This is a genomic window from Mycetocola sp. BIGb0189, from assembly GCF_024810155.1.
In the GTDB taxonomy this organism is placed as follows: Bacteria; Actinomycetota; Actinomycetes; order Actinomycetales; family Microbacteriaceae; genus Mycetocola; species Mycetocola lacteus.
The window spans coordinates 71397-88744 of record NZ_JANUED010000001.1; the positions used below are offsets into that span (position 1 = coordinate 71397).

Here is a 17348-nt window from a genome sequence, read left to right on the forward strand (position 1 = left end):
TCTCCCGGGATAGAATCTGTTCATAATGTCCCGCATTTATGACTGCGCAGAGAGCGCTCAACTCGTTACCGGCCTGAAGCTTGCCGCATCCTCCCTCGGCCGAGGAGAGCTTGTGGTTATTCCCACCGACACCGTCTACGGTGTTGCCGCCGACGCCTTTTCCCCGGCGGCCGTGCGCGCGCTGCTCGCGGCCAAGGGCCGCGGCCGTCAGCAGCCGCCACCCGTCCTGGTGGCCGATGTGGGAACGCTGCATGCGCTGGCCGAGAGCGTGCCGGCGATCGTGACCGAGCTGGTGGCCGCCTTCTGGCCAGGCGGACTCACCATCGTCCTCAATGCACAGCCGTCCCTGGCCTGGGATCTGGGTGACACCCACGGAACCGTGGCCGTCCGCATGCCGGATAACCCGATCGCCCTCGCACTGCTGCGCGAGACCGGTCCGCTCGCCGTATCTTCGGCGAACCTGACCGGCCTGCCCTCCGCTACCAGTGCCGCCGATGCCGAGCTGATGCTGGGTACCTCGGTCCACATCTACCTCGATGGCGGCCCGGTGGGACAGACCGCCTCCACGATCATCGACGCCTCGCGTCTGTCGGGTCCCGGCGGCAAGGTGCACGTCCTGCGCGACGGCGCGATCAGCCGTGAGCAGCTGCGCGGAATCCTGGGCGACCTCCTGGCCGAGGATGACGAGGCCGCACGGACCGAGGCCGCAGCGTCCGAGGCTGCCGCCGAGTCCACTCCGTCCGAGGCTGCCGCAGCCGAGTCCACTCCGTCCGAGGCTGCCGCAGCCGAGTCCACTCCGTCCGAGGACGCCGCCGGCGCGTCCGCCGAGCCCGAAGCCGGTGCCGGCGGATGATTCAGTACGTTCTCGTCGCGGCGATCACCGCGGTCGTCACCTGGCTGTTATCCCGGGTGGTCTACCGGGTGGCTTTGAAATACAAGCTGTATCCGGAGATCCGCGAGCGAGACGTTCACACCAGACCCACCCCGCGCCTGGGTGGCGTAGCGATGTTCCTGGGCGTGATCGTCGCGTTTATTTACGCGTCCACGAACCCATTCCTCGCCCAAACATTCGCCGATGCGCCCGGCCAGCTCTGGGCGGTTTTGGGTGCGGCGGGGCTGATCGTGATCATCGGCGTCCTGGATGACCTAATCGATCTGGACTGGATGATCAAGCTCGCCGCGCAGTTTGTCGCGGCCGGAATCATCGCCTTCAGTGGGGTTCAGTTCTACTCGCTGCCCATTGGTGGCCTGACCGTGGGCTCAAGCCAGGCATCGTTTGTCCTCACCACGTTCACCCTGGTGCTGATCATGAACGCGGTGAACTTCATCGACGGGCTCGACGGCCTGGTCGCCGGCGTGGGCCTGATCGCCAACGGCGCGTTCCTGATCTATGGCTACCTGCTGGTGCGCTCGATGGGTCAAACTTCATTCTTCAACCTGCCGCTGCTGCTCTCGGCGATCCTGGTGGGTATCTGCGCGGGCTTCCTGCCGATGAACTGGCACCCGGCGAAGATGTTCATGGGCGATGCCGGAGCGCTGCTGTTGGGTCTGCTGATGGCCACCTCGGCCGTGGCCATTACCGGTCAGATCGACCCTTCGGCGCTCGGCGTCGGCCAGGACACCGCGCTGTTTGGTCGGAGCCAGCTGATCGGTGCGTTCATCCCGATCATCCTGCCGGTCGCGATTCTGGTGGTCCCGCTGCTGGACTTCTTCCTCGCGGTCTTCCGGCGCACGGCGGCAGGAACCTCGCCGTTTACCGCCGACCGCAAGCACCTGCACCACCGACTGCTGGACATGGGTCACAGCCATCTGCAGGCCGTGCTGGTGTTCTACGCCTGGACCGCGGTGATCTCCGCCTCCTGCCTGATCGCGTTTGTTGTCTCGCCGAGCTGGATCGCGCTGACCTTCCTGACCGTGGGCGTGATCGGCTGTACCCTGTGGACCTTCGCCCCGCGCCTCAACCGCTGGCGTGATCGCAGCGTGGAGGTGCGCGAGGCCCGCGAGGCCGGCGTTCCGATCGCCCCCGAACCCTTCCGTCGTCCCAAGCACAGGGACGACACCCCTGCGCCCCAGGGAGCCACCCTCCCCGAACACCCCCAGACCCCCGCAGCAAAGGACCCCCACGCATGAATGCCAACCCGATCTTCAAAAAAAGCCTGATCTGGGGTGGGCTGCTCGCGCTGGCCATCGCCATCGTCGGCGGTGTCATCGGCGGGCGGGTGGATGGTTCCCGCGGCGTGATTTCGGCGCTGATCGGCACCGCGATGGCCGCTGTCTTCCTGGGCATCACCGTCGCATCGATCCTGATCGCCAACCGCTATTCCAAGTCCGACCTGTACGTACCGATCTTCTTCGGTGTGGTGATGGGTGGATGGATCGTGAAGTTTGTCCTGTTCCTGATCCTCGCCTGGAACCTCTCCGGTGCCGACTGGATCAACAAGACCGTGCTGCTGCTGTGCCTGATCGTCGGGGTCATCGGAACCCTGGTGGTGGACTGCGTCGCCGTGGCCAAGGGGCGTCTGCCCGCGGTCAGCGACATCGAGCTGCCCAAGTACGTCGACCCGGATGATGCACCCGCTTCCTGAGCGCACATTCGGACGCGCCACAGCCATCGGGTGTAGGCGCTGAGCAACCCTCAAGACGGGCCGCGGGAAACCGCGGTCCGCCTGCTTTAATGCGACACCGCACCACGCCAAATCGGCTGGAATGCGGCGTGCCGGGGGAGTGCTTTTACACCTGCGCCTCGCCGATTGTGGTTTTCCACACCGTATCCGCAAGAAATTCGGTGGATTTAACAAGCTTGCGGGCGTAATGGGGGGCAAAAATTTGATAGGCTAACTGAAGTTCCCCAGCTGAAGTGTGCAGTTTTTCTGCGTGCCCGGGTGGGGCGTCCAAACATTCGTCGTCGCGAGAGCTGAGCTCCCCGCCCGAAACAGGAGATAGCGCTGATAGTAAACGCTGTGCACCTGCTGGTCCCGACCGGAAACGAAGACGGTTTCCACGCGCCGTCCATCATGGAGTTCTTCCCAGAGGTCTTCCTCTTTGACGGAACTCCGTTCGCGATCAACCGCATCATGATGGTGCGTTTCATCGCTGTCGCCGCTCTTCTTATTTTGTTCTGGATCGGCACCCGCCGGATGCGAGTCGTCCCGGGTCGCTTCCAGAGCCTGATCGAGATGGGACTCGACCTCGTTCGAGTCAACATTGGCGAGGACCTCCTCGGCAAAAAGGACGCCAAGCGCTTCCTGCCGATCCTCACAACCATCTTCTTTATGGTTCTGTTCCTGAACATCACGGGAGTCATTCCGTTCCTCAACATCGCCGGTACTTCGGTTATCGGTGTCCCGTTGGTTCTTGCCCTGGTGTCTTACATCACCTTCATCTATGCCGGTATCAAGAAGAGCCCGAAGAAGTTCTTCAAGAACTCGCTGTTCCCCGCAGGGGTTCCGTGGCCGGTCTACATCATTGTGACCCCGATCGAGCTCGTCTCGACCTTCGTTATTCGACCGGTCACCCTGACCCTTCGACTGATGATGAACATGGTCGTTGGTCACCTTCTGCTGGTGCTGTTCTTTGCAGCCACGCAGTTCTTCATTTTTGCTGCGGGTGGCCTCTGGCCGCTGCTCGGCATCGGAAGCCTGGCATTCGGCTTTGCTTTCACCCTGTTCGAAATCCTGGTTGCAGTGCTCCAGGCTTACGTCTTCACGCTGCTGACTGCTGTCTACATTCAGCTGGCAGTAGCGGACGAACACTAACCGAGTACGGCAAACGCCTGCTCACCATCACGGAAGGAAACACTCGTGGACGCAACTACCGTTCTCGCTGACATCTCTGGAAACATCGGAACCGTTGGTTACGGTCTCGCTGCTATCGGCCCGGCCATCGGTGTGGGTATCGTCGTTGGTAAGACCATCGAGGGTGTCGCACGTCAGCCCGAGCTGCAGTCGAAGCTCCAGGTTCTGATGTGGATTGGTATCGCCTTTACCGAGGCCCTGGCCTTCATCGGTATCGCTACCTACTTCATCTTCCAGGGTTAATCACCCCCTCGCAGACAATAAGGAGGCATCATGCTTCATGCAGCAGTTTTAGCTTCGGGTGAGGCCACGCCTAACCCGATGCTTCCTGCCCCGTACGACATCGTCTGGTCGTCCGTCTGCTTCATCATCATCCTGATTGCGTTCTGGAAGGTCTTCCTCCCCAAGATGCAGGCAATGCTCGACGAGCGTTCGGCTGCCATCGAGGGCAACATCGCTAAGGCCGACGAGGCCCAGCGTGAGGCAGAGGCAGCACTGGAGAAGTACACGGCTCAGCTGGCCGAGGCTCGTGTGGAGGCTGGAGAAATCCGTGAAGCCGCCCGTGAGGATGGCAAGCAGATCGTGGCCGAGGCTCGTGACCTGGCTACCACCGAGGCGTCGCGGATCACCGCTACCGCCAACGCACAGATCGAGGCAGAGCGTCAGAGCGCCCTGGTCTCGCTGCGCACCGAGGTGGGAACCCTGGCTCTGGACCTGGCCGGCAACGTGATCGGGGAGAGCCTGAGCGACGACAAGAAGGCCGCAGGCCTGGTCGACCGCTTCCTCGCCGACCTCGAGGCCGCTCCGGCCTCGACCGTAGGAAAGAACTAACACAATGGGTAGCGCAACCAGAGAAGCACTCGCCGCAGGAACGCAGGCACTGCAGGCGACCAGCGTGGTGGACCAGAACACGGCCACCGAGCTGTTCGCGGTGGGTCGTGCAATTGATTCCAGTGCCCAGCTGCGCGCGCTGCTCGCGGACCCGGCTGCCGAAGCCGCGGTCAAGGTAGCGGCTACGGAGCGCATCTTCGCGAAGGCGGTGAGCGCCACGACCCTCGGTCTGGTGAACTCCGTTGTTTCGCAGCGCTGGTCCACCTCGGTGGACCTGCTCGAGGGCATCGAAGACCTCGGGCTCCGTGCCGCCGCCGTTTCGGCCGGTGCCGAGGCCCCGATCACGAGCGAACTCTTTGAGTTCGGTCAGGTCGTGGCCTCGGACGCCGAGCTGGAACTCGCACTCGGCTCCAAGCTGGGTACGGCAAAGGACAAGGCCGCAGTGGTCACCAAGCTGCTTGAGGGCAAGGCTCTCCCGCAGACCGTGGCCATCGTGGAGCACCTTGTGGCTCAGCCCCGTGGTCGTCGGATCCGTGAGCTGCTGCGTACCGCGGCCGCTACGGTCGCCGATCAGCAGGGCTTCGCCATCGCCACCGTGACCAGCGCCGTTCCGCTGAGTGACGCCCAGGTTGAGCGGCTCTCCGCCAGCCTCAGCGCACAGTATGGTCGCAGCCTTCGGGTGAACAAGATCATTGACCCGACCATCATTGGTGGCCTCCGGGTTCAGATCGGCGACGACGTGTTCGACGGAAGCGTTTCGACGCGACTGTCGGAACTCCGACTTCAGCTTGCTGGCTAGCACAGCCAGACAAATTCGCAGGAGACCTTATCGTCTCCGCACAGATAGGGAAGAAGATGGCAGAACTTACGATCAGCCCCGACGAGATCCGTGATGCTCTCAAGGACTTCGTATCGGCATACGAGCCCGGCTCGGCCTCCAAGACCGAGGTGGGCCACGTGGTTGACGCCGCGGACGGCATCGCTCACGTTGAGGGCCTCCCGGGCGTAATGGCTAACGAGCTCATCCGTTTCGCGGATGGCACGCTTGGTCTCGCCCAGAACCTCGACGAAAACGAGATTGGTGTTGTTGTTCTCGGTGAGTTCGGCGGCATCGTCGAGGGCCTCGAGGTCACTCGCACCGGTGAGGTTCTCTCCGTTCCGGTTGGTGACGGCTACCTGGGTCGCGTTGTTGACCCGCTGGGTAACCCCATTGACGGTCTCGGCGAGATCGCTACCGACGGTGTCCGCGCCCTCGAGCTCCAGGCTCCCGGCGTGATGCAGCGTAAGAGCGTGCACGAGCCCATGATGACCGGTATCAAGGCTATTGACGCCATGATCCCCGTCGGTCGCGGTCAGCGTCAGCTGATCATTGGTGACCGTCAGACCGGTAAGACCGCAATCGCGATCGACACCATCATCAACCAGAAGGACAACTGGGCAACCGGTGACCCCTCGAAGCAGGTTCGCTGCATCTACGTAGCAATCGGCCAGAAGGGCTCCACCATCGCCTCGGTGAAGGGTGCCCTGGAAGAGGCCGGCGCGCTGGAGTACACCACCATCGTGGCGTCCCCCGCATCCGACCCCGCAGGTTTCAAGTACCTCGCTCCGTACACCGGTTCGGCCATTGGTCAGCACTGGATGTACGACGGCAAGCACGTCCTCATCGTGTTCGATGACCTCTCCAAGCAGGCCGAGGCCTACCGTGCCGTGTCGCTGCTGCTGCGCCGTCCGCCGGGGCGTGAGGCTTACCCGGGTGACGTCTTCTACCTGCACTCCCGTCTGCTTGAGCGTTGCGCCAAGCTCTCCGACGAGCTGGGTGCCGGTTCGATGACCGGTCTGCCGATCATCGAGACCAAGGCAAACGACGTCTCCGCATACATCCCGACCAACGTGATCTCGATCACCGACGGTCAGATCTTCCTCCAGTCGGACCTGTTCAACGCGAACCAGCGCCCGGCAGTGGACGTGGGTATCTCCGTGTCCCGTGTGGGTGGTGACGCTCAGGTCAAGTCGATCAAGAAGGTCTCCGGTACCCTCAAGCTCGAGCTGGCTCAGTACCGTTCGCTGGAAGCCTTCGCAATGTTCGCTTCGGACCTGGACGCCGCTAGCCGTCGTCAGCTGGCCCGTGGTGCACGCCTGACCGAGCTGCTCAAGCAGCCGCAGTACTCGCCGATGCCGGTCGAGAACCAGGTCGTTTCGATCTGGGCCGGTACCAACGGCAAGTTCGACACCGTTCCGGTGGAGGACGTTCTGCGCTTCGAGAAGGAGCTGCACGACTACCTGGCTCGCAACACCGAGGTTCTGACGACCCTCCGCGAGACCAACGTGCTTGACGACGACACTCGTGACGCACTGTCGGCCGCCGTTGACGCCTTCTCCAAGGAGTTCATCGCCAAGGGTGAGCACGACGCAGAGGTAGTCGAAGCGGAAAACGACCAGGAAAAGATCGTCAAGGGACGTCGCTAACCCATGGGTGCACAGCTCCGGGTCTACACGCAGAAGATTAAGTCTGCGCAGACGACCAAGAAGATCACTAAGGCGATGGAGCTGATCGCCGCGTCCCGTATTCAGAAGGCGCAGGCGCGCGTGGCGGCTTCCGGGCCGTACTCGCGGGCCATCACCCGTGCGGTTTCCGCGGTGGCAACGTACTCCAACGTGGAGCACGTTCTCACCACGGAGCCCACCGAGATCAAGCGTGCCGCGGTGGTTGTATTCACCTCGGACCGCGGTCTCGCCGGTGCCTTCAACTCGCAGATTCTGCGGGAGGCCAACGACCTGACCGAAGAGCTTCGCGCTGAGGGCAAAGAGGTGATTCACTTCGCTTACGGACGTAAGGCCGTTGCGAACTTCACCTTCCGCAAGCAGCCGCTGGCCGGTCAGTGGGTTGGCGAGGCCGAGAACCCGACCTTCGCCGCGGCGAAGGAGATCGGTGAGGCCCTGCTGGAGTCCTTCCTGAAGGATGAGGCAGACGGTGGCGTGGACGAGATCCACCTCGTCTTCAACCGCTTCGTGAGCATGATGACGCAGACCCCTCAGGTTCTGCGCCTGCTGCCGCTCGAGGTTGTTGAGGGTGTGGAGGCTCCGGACAAGTCCGAGGTTCTCCCGCTGTACGAGTTCGAGCCCGACGCCGCGACGGTTCTGGACGCCCTGCTCCCGGTATACATCGAGAGCCGGATCTTCAACGCCCTCCTGCAGTCGGCTGCCGCAAAGCACGCCGCCACCCAGAAGGCCATGAAGTCCGCCTCCGATAACGCCGACAAGCTCATTACCGACTACACCCGACTGCGTAACAACGCACGTCAGGCGGAGATCACCCAGCAGATCTCCGAAATCGTCGGTGGAGCAGACGCCCTGGCGTCCTCCTAGAAGTTTTTCGAGAACGAGAGAGAAGAAAGCTATGACAACCACCGCCGATGCCACGGCGACCGAGCAGACCGCCGTTGTCGGTCGTGTCGCTCGCGTCACCGGCCCGGTCGTTGACATCGAGTTTCCGCACGATGCGATCCCCGCGATCTACAACGCGCTGAAGACCGAAATCACGATCGGTTCTGAGACCACCATCCTGACCCTTGAGGTCGCCCAGCACCTGGGTGACGACCTGGTTCGTGCCATCGCCCTGAAGCCGACTGACGGTATCGTCCGCGGCCAGGAGGTTACCGACACCGGTCTGCCGATCTCCGTACCCGTTGGTGATGTCACCAAGGGTAAGGTGTTCAACGTTCTGGGCGAGGTCCTGAACGGTGACCAGATCGAGGTCACCGAGCGCTGGCCCATCCACCGCACCCCGCCGCCCTTCGACCAGCTCGAGTCCAAGACTCAGCTGTTCGAGACTGGTATCAAGTCGATCGACCTGCTGACCCCCTACGTACAGGGTGGAAAGATTGGTCTGTTCGGTGGTGCCGGTGTGGGTAAGACCGTTCTGATCCAGGAGATGATCCAGCGTGTTGCGCAGGATCACGGTGGTGTGTCGGTCTTCGCCGGTGTGGGTGAGCGTACCCGTGAGGGTAACGACCTGATCCACGAGATGGAAGAAGCGGGCGTGTTCGACAAGACCGCGCTTGTGTTCGGCCAGATGGATGAGCCGCCGGGGACCCGTCTCCGCGTTGCACTGTCGGCCCTGACCATGGCGGAGTACTTCCGCGATGTTCAGAAGCAGGACGTGCTGCTCTTCATCGACAACATCTTCCGATTCACCCAGGCGGGTTCGGAGGTGTCGACCCTGCTGGGCCGTATGCCTTCGGCCGTGGGTTACCAGCCGAACCTCGCGGACGAGATGGGCCTCCTGCAGGAGCGCATCACCTCGACCCGTGGTCACTCGATCACCTCGCTGCAGGCGATCTACGTGCCGGCCGATGACTACACCGACCCGGCTCCGGCGACCACCTTCGCCCACCTGGACGCCACCACCGAGCTGTCGCGTGAAATCGCGTCGAAGGGCCTCTACCCGGCCATCGACCCGCTGACCTCGACCTCGCGGATCATGGACCCGCGTTACTTAGGTGAGGACCACTACCGCGTGGCCACCACGGTCAAGTCGATCCTGCAGAAGAACAAGGAACTCCAGGAGATCATCGCGATCCTCGGTGTTGACGAGCTCTCCGAGGAAGACAAGATCACCGTGTCGCGCGCACGTCGTATCGAGCAGTTCCTGTCGCAGAACACCTACATGGCGAAGAAGTTCACCGGTGTTGAGGGTTCGACCGTGCCGCTGCGCGAGACCATCGAGTCCTTCGATGCAATCGCTAAGGGTGAGTTCGACCACGTTGCCGAGCAGGCCTTCTTCAACGTCGGTGGTATCAACGACGTTGAGGCCAAGTGGGCTCAGATCCAGAAGGACAACGCCTAATCATGGCCGTTCTTTCCGTCAGTGTTGTTTCGGCTTCCCACGAGGTGTGGACAGGCGAAGCGAAGCAGGTCGTTGCTCGTACCGTCGAGGGTCAGATCGGTATTCTTGCCGGTCACGAGCCGCTGCTGGCCATCCTGGCCAACGGTGAGGTTCGGATCACCCTCGAAAACGGCGAGAAGATCGTTGCTCAGGCGGACGGTGGATTCCTCTCGGTTGAGCACAACTCCGTGAGCATCGTCGCCGGCGCTGCCTCGCTCGTCGGCTAGTTCGCCCGCTTCACCCCTACGACCCGCCCCCGTGTTTATTCTGCTGCCTCCTTCGGAGACCAAGCGGCAGGATGAACCGGGGGCGGTGTCGTTTAACGACGACCTCTACTCGGGGCTGCGTTTTCCCGAATTGGGGATCGTCCGCCAGGAGCTGGTGGCCGATCTGGAGCTGCTGTGTGCGGATCCGGTGGCCGCTGCCGCCGCGCTGAAGCTCGGCGCCCGGCTGGCGGGGGAGGTGGCGCTGAACACCGCGCTGGAATCCGCCCCGCGCCTGCCCGCGCTGGAGCGCTACACCGGGGTGCTGTTTGACCCCATCGAGGCCCCCTCGCTCTCGCGTGCCGAGCGCACCTGGGCGGCCGCACACATTCTGATTCAGTCGGCCCCGTTCGGGCCGGTGGGCGCGATGGACCCGCTGCCCAACTATCGACTTTCGGCCACCGGGAAGGTGCCGCCGACCACGCTCAAGAAGCGCTGGTCCGCCGCCGGTGCTTCGGCCCTGGCCTCCCTGCACGGCTTTGTGCTGGACCTGCGCTCGGAGGCCTATGCGGCGCTCTCACCGCTGGCCCCCACTGGCAATCACGCCTATCTGCGTGTGGTCGCCGCCCCCGCGCCCGGGCAGAGCACGCCGGGCAACGCCCTCAACCACTTCAATAAGAAGACCAAGGGCCTGTTGGTGGCCCGGCTCCTGGCCACCCGTCCCGGCTGCCGCAACGCCGCGCAGTTTGTCGAATGGGCGACCGAGCAGGGTTTCACCGCATCGATTGCCGACGGTGAGATTCGCTTCGAGGAGCTGCGGTAGGACGTGCAGGGGCCGCGTCCTGGGTATTTACCGGGGAATAGACTGGAGGCTGCGTCCGGGATGCCGAGCTTGTTGCGTCCCGGAACCCCCACGCACATCTCATACCCAGGAGCCCGCTTCATGACCGATCTTGTCGCCTTCGCCCACGGCCTACCCAAGGCCGAACTGCACCTCCACCTCGAGGGCACCCTCGAACCCGAACTGAAGTTCGCCCTCGCCGCCCGCAACGGCATCGAGCTGGCCGAGAAGACCGTGGAGGAGGTCCGTGCGACCTATAACTTCCACGATCTGACCAGCTTCCTGCAGGTCTACTACCCGGCCATGGGCGTGCTGCAGACCGCCGAGGACTTCCGTGACCTCGCCTACGCCTACCTGAAGAAGGCCGCGAGCCAGGGGACCCGGCACGCCGAGATGTTCTTCGACCCGCAGGCCCACACCTCGCGGGGTGTCCCGTTCGCGCACGTCATCGGCGGTTACCGTCAGGCGATCATCGAGGCACGCGCCGAGTTTGGTATCCAGGGTGAACTGATCCTCTGCATCCTGCGCGATTTCTCCGCCGAGTTTGCGATGGCGACCCTGATGGAGGCGCTGCCCTATAAGGACTGGATCCTGGGCCTCGGGCTCGACTCCGATGAGCGCGGCAACCCGCCGGCCAAGTTCGCCGCCGTGTTCGCCCGGGCCAAGGCCGAGGGATTCCTGCTGACCATGCACTGCGATATCGACCAGGAGGGTTCAATCGAGAACATCCGCCAGGTCATCGAAGACATCCAGGTGGACCGGATCGACCACGGCACCAACATCGTCGAGAACGATGAGCTGGTTGAGGCCGCCAAGGCACGCGGGCTGGGCTTCACCACCTGCCCGATCTCCAACTCGTTTGTGACCGACCAGATGAAGTCCGATGAGATTGTCGCGCTGCTGCGCCGCGGTCTCAAGGTCACGATCAACAGCGATGACCCCGCCTACTTCGGTGGGTACGTGGCCGATAACTACGTGGCACTGGCCGAGAAGGCCGACCTGGGCATCGAGGAGCTCGCGCAGCTCGCCCGGAACTCGTTTGAGGCGTCCTGGCTCACCCCGTTCCGTCGTGACGCCTACCTCGCCGAGGTGGACGCGTACGTGGCCGCTCACACGGCCTCCTAGCCGTCTCGGGCACCGTGTAACGCCTGCGTCTCCCCTCGAGAAGCCGCGGGCGTTTTCCACAGGACCGGAGGGCACCTAAGTTATCCACAGAGTGGGCAGCGGGTGGCGTGAGGACGCCGGCTCCGGGTGAGGCTGTGGACATGAAAATCTTTCACGCACACACGCCCGACGCCTTTCTGCGCGTGCTTCCTCGGCTCCTCGGGTTTGCCCCGCGGCGCTGTATCTTGCTGGTCGCCTTCGCCGAGGGGCACACCTGCGGGTTGCTCCGCTTCGATCTGCCCCGTCGGTCGGGGCAGACTGATGTCTACGATGGTGCCTTTGGTCTTCTCGGTGCGGCGGCGCGGGACCCCTCCGCAGCATCGGGAGACCCCGGCGAGGCCGAGCATCGAAAGCTCGCGGATGCCGAGAAAGGGCCGGGAGATCCTGTGAGCGCCGAAACGGGTCCGGGAGATTCTCCGGAGGTTGAGCCGGGTCCGCCCACAGATTCCACCGGGTCAGCGGATCCGGATCAGGAGTGGGCGCGGGCCCTGGACAATCGCGCCCGGGCGATGATCGGGGTGTTTTGTCGCATCCCACACGCCGACTCCATTCTGCCCGTGGTGTACACCGACCGGTCGATTGGCCGGATCCGCGCCGCGAGTTCGCTGCCCTGGCGAGATTTTGTGGGCGAGGTGTTGACCCATGCGGAGATCGCCGGCTACACGGTGCGGGATGCACTGGTGGTGTCGGGGGCACACTGGGGACACTATTTGGCCGCGCCCGGGACGCGGGCGGTCCAGCGATTGGGTATATCGACCGAGGCACCACCCGATGGATAAAGCGCCCTTTGGGGTGAGTCGGTGGCCAATTCTCAGCAAAACCGGTACCTTCTGACATACCCTAGCCCGGTTCAAAGTCGCGCGTCGGGGCTGAACCTCGATAGACTCATCGAACGAGGAAACAATACTCGGTGCCAATGTGTCGCCGGTTGCGAGAACAATTGGCCGAAAGGAATCCACGTGAGCGAGCTTGACGTGCATAGCGGCTCGTACCGTGTTCCCCGAACCGAGGGCGCAGACCTCATCATTCGCTGGGCGAGCGCAACCGATACCGGTCGAAAGCGCGAGGTCAATCAGGACGCCCTGATCGCCCGCTTCCCGCTGTTTGTTGTTGCCGACGGAATGGGTGGCCACGAGGCCGGCGAGGTCGCCTCGGCCGCCGTTGTTGACCATCTCGGGTCTCTCCTGGACAGTGGGGCAACCGTCAGTCGGGAAAACCTGGAAAATTCCCTCCGCGGTGCGGTGCATCAGATGGCCGAGGCCGTCGGGCCCTCCGAGCTGGGCACGGGAACCACCATCACCGGTGTTGTGTACGCCGGGGCCGGTGCGGCCGAGAGCCAATGGTCGGTGCTCAACATCGGCGACTCGCGGGTCTACCGCCTTGCCGAGGGGCGCCTGGACCAGATCACCGTCGATCATTCGATCGTCCAAGAACTGCTTTCCGCGGGTGCGATCAGCCCCGCCGAAGCCGAAAACCACCCGCACGGCAACGTCATTACCCGGGCGGTGGGACTCAATGAGGATCCCATTCCCGACTACGTGACCGTGCGTACCTCACCCGGTGCCCGCTGGGTTGTGTGTTCCGATGGGCTCACCAAGGAACTCACCGACTACGGCATCCAGCACTTCCTGGAAACCTCAGAGACCCCCGCCGATGCGCTGCTGGCCATGTTCACCGCCGCCCTCGGCAACGGTGGACGGGACAACATCTCGGCCATCGTATTCGACGAGCTGCTCGATGATGCGAGTGTCGCCGCCGAGACTCCGAATACGCCCACGAGCTCATCGGATGTCTCGACCCAGGCACCTGCGGACGAGGCAACCAGCGCGGCTACGGCGGCCAATCCCGCGGTCACCGCAACCGCAAACGACTGAAACCGCGGCGAGAGCCTAATCGCGACCGCAAGCGACTGTGCTGCAACTGCAAGCGACTGGGCTACGGTGAGAGCCTAATCGCGACCGCAAGCGACTGTGCCGCAACTGCAAGCGACTGGGCTACGGTGAGAGCCTAATCGCGACCGCAAGCGACTGTGCCGCAACCGTAAACGACTGAACTGCGACCAGAACCGCCGGCGCGTGTCGCACATCCACCGGCGGCTGCCCGTGGACGCGCCTGCTGCCCCGCTACGGGCGCGCGATCAGCGGGGAGACCCGGATGTCGCCGACGACCGCGCCGCCGCCGGAGAGGTGCAGCGGAAGCCGGGTGAGGGTTTCCGCGACGTCCGCGGGGTCCAGTGCGCCGGCATCGGCCAGCAGGGTCAGCGCGACCAGGGCACCGGCCCGGGCGCTTCCGTCAAGGATCTTCACGGCCGCGGTGGTGCCATCGGGAGCCGAAACCACCATGACACCCTCGGCACCGGTCTTGGCGAAGGCACCGTGACGGTCGGCGATGATCGTGTCCGGGCGGCCCGGGCCATCGATGCCCCAGGCATCGGCGAGAACCGCGTCCACCAGAATGCCCGCGTTGCGGTACAGCGCGAACGGGGAGGAGGCCGAGGAGGTTCGAATCCGGGCGTAACCGCGGGCGAGTCCGGCCAGTGAAATTGCGAAGACCGGGGCACCGCAGCCATCCACGCCGGTAGCGACCGGACGCTCGCCACAGAAACGCTCAATCACGTCGCGCACCTGCTGCTGTACCGGGTGCTGGGGATCCAGATAGCTCTCCACCGGCCAGCCATTCTGCGCGCAGGCCAGCAGCATTGCCGCGTGCTTCCCCGAGCACTCCATGTAGATCGGTGCCGGCTCGACATTGTCCCGAAGCAGTTCGGTCCGGGTCGCGTTATCGCGGGGCAGCGCGGGCGGGCACTGCAGCGCGGCCTCGGTCAGACCCGCCTGGGCGATCATGCTGCGCACTACCTGAATGTGGCGCTGGGTGCCCGCATGGCTCGCGGTGGCCAGCGCGGCGGCGGCCGAGCGCAGACCCACGCCGGCGTTCATCATGGCGATCGCCTGGAAGGGCTTGAGGGTAGAGCGGGGGAAGATCGGTGCGTCGGGATCCCCGATCGAGCGGACCACCTCGGCGTGCTGGTTGAGCACGATCGCCGAGCCCGCATGACGGGACTCCACAAAGCCGCTTCTCACCACCTGCGCCAACTCGACGGCGCGCGCGGCGCTAAAGGTTTCGGCACGAATCGGGGAGGCAGCTTCGGAAGTAGTCACCGATCCAGCGTACCCGGGATGACGGGCTCGTGTCAGAATGACACCATGATCGGAGAACACAACTATCTCGTCCGGGTCACCTGGGACGGCAATCGCGGTACCGGCACATCCGGTTACCGGGACTACGATCGCGACCTCACGGTGCGAATTGACGGGAAACCCGACGTGCTGGGCTCCTCGGACCGACCGTTTCGCGGCAACGCCACCCGCTGGAATCCCGAGGATCATCTCCTGACGGCGCTTTCGGAGTGTCACCTGCTCAGCTACCTCCACGCGGCCGTGACCGCGGGTGTGGTGGTGACCGACTACATCGATGAGGCTCGCGGCACCATGCGCGAGGACGGACGCGGCGGGGGAGCGTTCACCGACGTGCTGCTCTCCCCGGTGGTCACCGTGGCCGATGCGAGCATGGTCGAGGCCGCCCACGCCGCCCATGCCGAAGCCAACCGGATGTGCTTTATCGCCAACTCGGTGAACTTCCCGGTGCGGCATGAGGCCAAAATCCTGGTGGCCGGTGCCTCCGCCGAGCGGGACCCCTCCGACGCAGGCTAGGAGCTCCGCAGACACAAAACCCGCGTGCCCCAGGGGCACGCGGGTTTTCTGTTGACCTAGAGGCGCTCGCGGCGCCACAGGGCGCGCTTGGCCTTCTCGATAATGTCGTGGGGCGGCGACTCGTTGTACTCGTTGGCGAGCTCCTGCTCGCTCAGCGCGTGAATCGCGGCCATGATCTCGTCGGTGGCCAGGCGGCGTGCCCGTCCACTGTTGGCGGCACCATGGACCGAAACGTCGATGGGTTCGCCATAGCGAATCTTGACCTTGGCGAAGCGGGGAATCTTGGCGCCAACCGGCATCATCTTATTGGTGCCGATCAGGCCCACCGGAACGACCTTTGCACCGGTGGTCAGCGCGAGCCAGGCCACGCCGGTGCGACCCTTGTAGAGGCGGCCATCCAGGGAGCGGGTGCCCTCGGGGTAGATCGCAAACGCGTTGCCACCCTCGAGGATCTGGCGTCCCTGCTCGAGAGCCTCCTGCGCCGCCTGTCCGGCACCGCGGCGCACTCCGACGGCTCCGATCGAGGTGAAGAACATCTTCGAGAACCAGCCCTTGACGCCGGTGCCTTCGAAGTACGCGGACTTGGCCAGGAACTGGACCCGTCGCGGTGCCAGGACCGGGATCACGATGCTGTCAATAAAGGAGAGGTGGTTGCTCGCGATGATCACGGGCCCCTCCAGCGGAACGTTCTTGGTGCCCTCGATCTTGACCCGGTACACCATTTTGGCGAGCGGAAACATGATCGCTCGGCCCAGATGGTAGACAAAACCCGGGCGCTGAAGCGGCTCGTTCGGCGTGTTCTCGGTCATTAGATTGAGGGTACTAGGGTCCACATGCCCGCCGGGTTATGTTCTCGGCGCGGCGTTAACCTGGGCATTTCGTGCATCGGCAGTGCACATCTCAGCAACGTCGGGCAGACTGGTACGCGGTGGCATGTTCACATGCCCGTCGATCGCAGAGAAAGTTATCCGAGTGAAAATTCGTTCCAGCCTTGCCCTTGCCGCCGCGGTATCCGTCCTTCTGGTCGGCTGCTCGAGCACCAACAACGCCGCCGAGGTCGAAAAGGGGTGTGTCACCTTCCCGACCGGCAAGCAGCTGGATTCGGCCAAGATTGGCGACAACTTTGGCAAGGAGCCGAAGATCGATATTGCCAAGGGCACCAAGGTTGAGACCTCGCAGTCCCGCGTGATCGTCGAGGGTAAGGGCGAGAAGGTCAGCCCCAACGACACCGCCGTGGCCGACATCTCCCTGTACAACGCCACCACCGGTGATTTCGCGTTCAAGGCCCCCTACAACGGTCAGGGCAGCAACTCGGTGCAGATCAACGAGCAGTTGATCGAGAGCATCAGCGCCGCCGTCGGCTGCCACACCGTCGGATCGCGTGTGGCAGTGCTGGCCGCTCCCAAGGATCTGTTTGGAGCCCAGGGCAACGAGCAGCTGAAGATCGGCAAGGACGACTCGGTCCTCGTGGTTGCCGACATCATCTCCAACGAGAAGGCCCCCAAGGCTCGCGAACTCAAGGGTGACTACAAGGACGCCCCCAAGGTGGAGTTCCCCGGCAACGGCGAGGCCCCCAAGGTGACCCTGCCGGACACCAACCCGCCCAAGGAGCTGACGATCGAGGTGCTGGAGAAGGGTGATGGCCCGGTCATCGCCGAGACCGACTCGCCCAAGCTGCAGACCCTGGGCCTCAACTGGAACACCGGGGCCACCTTCCAGAAGTTTGACTCGGTGCTCGATATCGCCGCCAACGGCTACGTGCCCGGGTTCTCCAAGGCCATTGTCGGTCAGACCAAGGGCTCCAAGATTCTGGCAATCCTGCCCCCGGCCGACGGCTACGGTGCCGGCGGTAACGCCCAGGCCGGTATCGGTGGCAAGGACACCATCGTCTTTGTGATCGACATCGCAAAGGACTAGTTC

At 63.8% G+C, this 17348-nt stretch carries 19 protein-coding genes; 17 read left to right on the forward strand and 2 right to left on the reverse strand.

The window, feature by feature from the left end; genetic code table 11:
- The first annotated feature begins 25 nt into the window (after nucleotides 1–25).
- The 15 genes from M2390_RS00295 (at nucleotide 26) to M2390_RS00365 (ending at nucleotide 13592) form a co-directional block, all read left to right on the forward strand.
- Nucleotides 26–853 carry an L-threonylcarbamoyladenylate synthase gene (locus tag M2390_RS00295; protein WP_259176224.1) on the forward strand — a complete coding sequence of 276 codons (828 nt, stop codon included), beginning with the start codon at nucleotides 26–28 and terminating at the stop codon, nucleotides 851–853.
- The gene (locus M2390_RS00300; RefSeq protein WP_259176226.1) at nucleotides 850–2130 is read left to right on the forward strand and encodes an MraY family glycosyltransferase; all 1281 of its coding nucleotides are present in this window, start codon (nucleotides 850–852) and stop codon (nucleotides 2128–2130) included. Before M2390_RS00295 ends, M2390_RS00300 begins: the two co-directional genes overlap by 4 nt.
- On the forward strand, nucleotides 2127–2585 hold the full coding sequence (locus tag M2390_RS00305) for a hypothetical protein (RefSeq protein ID WP_259176227.1): 459 nt from the start codon (nucleotides 2127–2129) through the stop codon (nucleotides 2583–2585). Before M2390_RS00300 ends, M2390_RS00305 begins: the two co-directional genes overlap by 4 nt.
- A 429-nt stretch (nucleotides 2586–3014) precedes the next feature.
- Entirely contained in the window at nucleotides 3015–3755 is a 741-nt protein-coding gene (atpB, locus tag M2390_RS00310; RefSeq protein ID WP_121688513.1) for a F0F1 ATP synthase subunit A, read from the forward strand.
- A 45-nt stretch (nucleotides 3756–3800) separates the two neighbouring features.
- On the forward strand, nucleotides 3801–4037 hold the full coding sequence (gene atpE, locus M2390_RS00315) for an ATP synthase F0 subunit C (protein WP_030142889.1): 237 nt from the start codon (nucleotides 3801–3803) through the stop codon (nucleotides 4035–4037).
- 30 nt (nucleotides 4038–4067) lie between these two features.
- Nucleotides 4068–4625 (forward strand): F0F1 ATP synthase subunit B, encoded by a 558-nt coding sequence (locus M2390_RS00320; RefSeq protein ID WP_121688397.1) that lies wholly within the window; start codon nucleotides 4068–4070, stop codon nucleotides 4623–4625.
- A gap of 4 nt (nucleotides 4626–4629) precedes the next feature.
- Nucleotides 4630–5424, forward strand: coding sequence for a F0F1 ATP synthase subunit delta (locus tag M2390_RS00325; RefSeq protein ID WP_259176230.1), 795 nt, complete (start codon nucleotides 4630–4632; stop codon nucleotides 5422–5424).
- A 56-nt stretch (nucleotides 5425–5480) separates the two neighbouring features.
- Nucleotides 5481–7091: a F0F1 ATP synthase subunit alpha gene (atpA, locus tag M2390_RS00330; protein WP_259176231.1), complete on the forward strand. Its 1611-nt coding sequence runs from the start codon at nucleotides 5481–5483 to the stop codon at nucleotides 7089–7091.
- 3 nt (nucleotides 7092–7094) lie between these two features.
- Nucleotides 7095–7991 (forward strand): F0F1 ATP synthase subunit gamma, encoded by an 897-nt coding sequence (locus M2390_RS00335; protein WP_121688394.1) that lies wholly within the window; start codon nucleotides 7095–7097, stop codon nucleotides 7989–7991.
- A gap of 31 nt (nucleotides 7992–8022) precedes the next feature.
- Nucleotides 8023–9471 carry a F0F1 ATP synthase subunit beta gene (gene atpD / locus M2390_RS00340; RefSeq protein ID WP_259176232.1) on the forward strand — a complete coding sequence of 483 codons (1449 nt, stop codon included), beginning with the start codon at nucleotides 8023–8025 and terminating at the stop codon, nucleotides 9469–9471.
- Between the two features lie 2 nt (nucleotides 9472–9473).
- On the forward strand, nucleotides 9474–9737 hold the full coding sequence (locus tag M2390_RS00345) for a F0F1 ATP synthase subunit epsilon (protein WP_030142895.1): 264 nt from the start codon (nucleotides 9474–9476) through the stop codon (nucleotides 9735–9737).
- 31 nt (nucleotides 9738–9768) lie between these two features.
- Nucleotides 9769–10536, forward strand: a complete 768-nt coding sequence (gene yaaA, locus M2390_RS00350) for a peroxide stress protein YaaA (protein WP_259176233.1) — start codon at nucleotides 9769–9771, stop codon at nucleotides 10534–10536.
- A 120-nt stretch (nucleotides 10537–10656) separates the two neighbouring features.
- Nucleotides 10657–11679, forward strand: a complete 1023-nt coding sequence (add, locus tag M2390_RS00355) for an adenosine deaminase (protein WP_121688391.1) — start codon at nucleotides 10657–10659, stop codon at nucleotides 11677–11679.
- A 140-nt stretch (nucleotides 11680–11819) separates the two neighbouring features.
- Nucleotides 11820–12497 (forward strand): hypothetical protein, encoded by a 678-nt coding sequence (locus tag M2390_RS00360; protein WP_259176235.1) that lies wholly within the window; start codon nucleotides 11820–11822, stop codon nucleotides 12495–12497.
- A gap of 180 nt (nucleotides 12498–12677) precedes the next feature.
- Entirely contained in the window at nucleotides 12678–13592 is a 915-nt protein-coding gene (locus M2390_RS00365; RefSeq protein WP_259176236.1) for a PP2C family serine/threonine-protein phosphatase, read from the forward strand.
- A 249-nt stretch (nucleotides 13593–13841) separates the two neighbouring features.
- Here M2390_RS00365 and M2390_RS00370 read toward each other — a convergent pair whose 3' ends face one another.
- Nucleotides 13842–14876: an asparaginase gene (locus M2390_RS00370; RefSeq protein ID WP_121688388.1), complete on the reverse strand. Its 1035-nt coding sequence runs from the start codon at nucleotides 14874–14876 to the stop codon at nucleotides 13842–13844.
- A gap of 45 nt (nucleotides 14877–14921) precedes the next feature.
- Between M2390_RS00370 and M2390_RS00375 the strand changes: the two genes are divergently transcribed.
- Nucleotides 14922–15428: an OsmC family protein gene (locus M2390_RS00375; RefSeq protein ID WP_259176237.1), complete on the forward strand. Its 507-nt coding sequence runs from the start codon at nucleotides 14922–14924 to the stop codon at nucleotides 15426–15428.
- Between the two features lie 56 nt (nucleotides 15429–15484).
- Here the strand turns inward: M2390_RS00375 and M2390_RS00380 are convergent, their stop codons facing one another.
- Nucleotides 15485–16237: a 1-acyl-sn-glycerol-3-phosphate acyltransferase gene (locus tag M2390_RS00380; RefSeq protein ID WP_259176239.1), complete on the reverse strand. Its 753-nt coding sequence runs from the start codon at nucleotides 16235–16237 to the stop codon at nucleotides 15485–15487.
- 163 nt (nucleotides 16238–16400) lie between these two features.
- On the opposite strand from M2390_RS00380, the gene M2390_RS00385 reads away from it, so the two are divergent.
- Nucleotides 16401–17345 (forward strand): FKBP-type peptidyl-prolyl cis-trans isomerase, encoded by a 945-nt coding sequence (locus tag M2390_RS00385; RefSeq protein ID WP_259176240.1) that lies wholly within the window; start codon nucleotides 16401–16403, stop codon nucleotides 17343–17345.
- The last annotated feature ends 3 nt before the right edge of the window (nucleotides 17346–17348 follow it).

Bases quoted from the DNA above. Each gene is read 5' to 3' on its own strand.
- M2390_RS00295 (WP_259176224.1), top strand. From the start codon at position 26: ATGTCCCGCATTTATGACTGCGCAGAGAGCGCTCAACTCGTTACCGGC.
- M2390_RS00300 (WP_259176226.1), top strand. From the start codon at position 850: ATGATTCAGTACGTTCTCGTCGCGGCGATCACCGCGGTCGTCACCTGG.
- M2390_RS00305 (WP_259176227.1), top strand. From the start codon at position 2,127: ATGAATGCCAACCCGATCTTCAAAAAAAGCCTGATCTGGGGTGGGCTG.
- atpB (WP_121688513.1), top strand. From the start codon at position 3,015: ATGGAGTTCTTCCCAGAGGTCTTCCTCTTTGACGGAACTCCGTTCGCG.
- M2390_RS00320 (WP_121688397.1), top strand. From the start codon at position 4,068: ATGCTTCATGCAGCAGTTTTAGCTTCGGGTGAGGCCACGCCTAACCCG.
- M2390_RS00325 (WP_259176230.1), top strand. From the start codon at position 4,630: ATGGGTAGCGCAACCAGAGAAGCACTCGCCGCAGGAACGCAGGCACTG.
- atpA (WP_259176231.1), top strand. From the start codon at position 5,481: ATGGCAGAACTTACGATCAGCCCCGACGAGATCCGTGATGCTCTCAAG.
- M2390_RS00335 (WP_121688394.1), top strand. From the start codon at position 7,095: ATGGGTGCACAGCTCCGGGTCTACACGCAGAAGATTAAGTCTGCGCAG.
- atpD (WP_259176232.1), top strand. From the start codon at position 8,023: ATGACAACCACCGCCGATGCCACGGCGACCGAGCAGACCGCCGTTGTC.
- M2390_RS00345 (WP_030142895.1), top strand. From the start codon at position 9,474: ATGGCCGTTCTTTCCGTCAGTGTTGTTTCGGCTTCCCACGAGGTGTGG.
- add (WP_121688391.1), top strand. From the start codon at position 10,657: ATGACCGATCTTGTCGCCTTCGCCCACGGCCTACCCAAGGCCGAACTG.
- M2390_RS00360 (WP_259176235.1), top strand. From the start codon at position 11,820: ATGAAAATCTTTCACGCACACACGCCCGACGCCTTTCTGCGCGTGCTT.
- M2390_RS00375 (WP_259176237.1), top strand. From the start codon at position 14,922: ATGATCGGAGAACACAACTATCTCGTCCGGGTCACCTGGGACGGCAAT.
- M2390_RS00380 (WP_259176239.1), bottom strand. From the start codon at position 16,237: ATGACCGAGAACACGCCGAACGAGCCGCTTCAGCGCCCGGGTTTTGTC.